Annotated in this window: 2 protein-coding genes; both read left to right on the top strand. The window is 65.2% G+C overall.

Annotated elements, in window-relative coordinates:
* Positions 1-148 precede the first annotated feature (148 nt).
* Complete coding sequence (locus ACFWX1_RS48125) at positions 149-454, top strand: PadR family transcriptional regulator (protein WP_378396635.1); 306 nt, start codon at positions 149-151, stop codon at positions 452-454.
* Positions 451-1,056 carry a hypothetical protein gene (locus tag ACFWX1_RS48120; protein WP_378396634.1) on the top strand — a complete coding sequence of 202 codons (606 nt, stop codon included), beginning with the start codon at positions 451-453 and terminating at the stop codon, positions 1,054-1,056. Before ACFWX1_RS48125 ends, ACFWX1_RS48120 begins: the two co-directional genes overlap by 4 nt.
* Positions 1,057-1,589: the final 533 nt, after the last annotated feature.

The following is a 1,589-nucleotide window of genomic DNA, read 5'->3' as shown; positions in this document are numbered from 1 at the left end:
CGGCCAACTCGTCATACGACGGCTGGACACCCTCTCCCACAACAAGATCATCCCACAAACCCCTCCACAGCAAGCAAAGGGGCCTGAATAGTTACGTGCAAGCGGCGTGTCGAATGAGGGCTTGCACGATATATGTCAAGCTAGAGACATGCGTATCACTCACGCCCTGGTGCAGCTCGCTGTCGCACTCATGGCCGCGCCCGATGACCGACATTGGGGCTACGAGCTGTCGAAGCAGGCTGGCGTCGGCCCCGGCGCGATGTATCCCCGACTGGCCAAGATGCTTGAGGAAGGCTGGATCGAGGACGGCTGGCAGACCACGGAGGAGGCGTCTGGACACCCGCCTCGCAGGTACTACACCCTCACCAGCAAGGGGAAGGCCGAACTGGGGGCGCTGCTCGTCAAGGCCGAGCAAGATCGCCGGTTCCGTTCACTCAACCTGGGGTTCGCGTGATCAACGAACTGGCCAACCTGGTGGTCACCTATGGCGTTCCGGTACTGCTTTCGACCGCTGCCCTGTTCGGGGCGGCTCCAAAGCTTGTGGGCCACCTGCTTGTCCTCCTCTATCCGCGTGACCATCCGCGCCGCCGCGAGCTGCTCGCGGAGCTGGATGCTGTGCCGTATCGAGACCGACTCATGTGGGTGGCTGGGCAAGCGGTCACCAGTCTGTTCGAAGGTCTACCGGCGCGCACCAAGCACTTCGCTGAGCAACGCCGCGGGCGCAAACTGAGGAAAGCGATCGAGCGCTTTTACGAAGAGTCTGGCGACTATGACTACTATTGGTATCCAGAAGACGTGCGAGGCGAGCATTGGAAGCCAGTAGACGTGCAAGGCAGGTATAAGGCCTTCAAAGAAGCCTTACAGCACAACGCTGACGGCGGTCAGGTTCCGGTGTTTCAGCGTGAACTCAGAGAGTTTGATGTTGTCGTCAACAGCAACATGACCTCGGTCGGCGTGGACCTCGGCTCGATCAAGGGAATCGTCCTTCCTCATTTTTCTCCGCACGAGACCCAGCAAGCGTCCGGGCGGGGAAACCGTCATAGGGATGCGAGCTAGGCGCTGCGGCGATTCCAACCGCCTGGCGTGGTGAGTGCCGTGTGCCGATCGTGGCACCGCTTGCACAGCGGCCGGGGTCGATGCCAGGCGTCCGGGTCAGGCACTCCTCGGGCGGCGAGCGCCCGCCGGGTTTCCGGGTATTGGTCGACGACGTCGGCGAGCCGCCCGCAGAGCGAACACAGCGGGTGTGCAGCAAGAAAGGCGGCGCGGTTGCGTGCCCATCGGTGGTCGTAGCCTCGCTGGCTGGCGGTGGGCCGGGCTCGGTCGCTGTCGCGGAGGGCTGCTGCTCGGCACCCGCAGTGCGGGCCGGTGAAGGCGGTGCCACATCGGTTGCAGACCCGGGGCGGTTTGGTGGGCATGGTCGTTGTGCAACACGAGGCGCTCGTCGACGGGGGTGGGGCCGCCCAAATCACCAACCAACCCGCACGGGGGTGGGGGGGGGGTGGTTTTGCCCGGGCCCCCCCCCCCGCCGGGGGCGCCCCCGGGCGCGGTGGGCCCCCCCCCCCCCCCCCCCCAGAAATGGCCCGGAGCGC

The sequence above is a fragment of the Amycolatopsis sp. NPDC059021 genome (assembly GCF_042739895.1).
GTDB lineage: Bacteria > Actinomycetota > Actinomycetes > Mycobacteriales > Pseudonocardiaceae > Amycolatopsis.
Note: the sequence above shows the minus strand (reverse complement) of the source record. Positions and strands in the feature narration are given on the sequence as shown.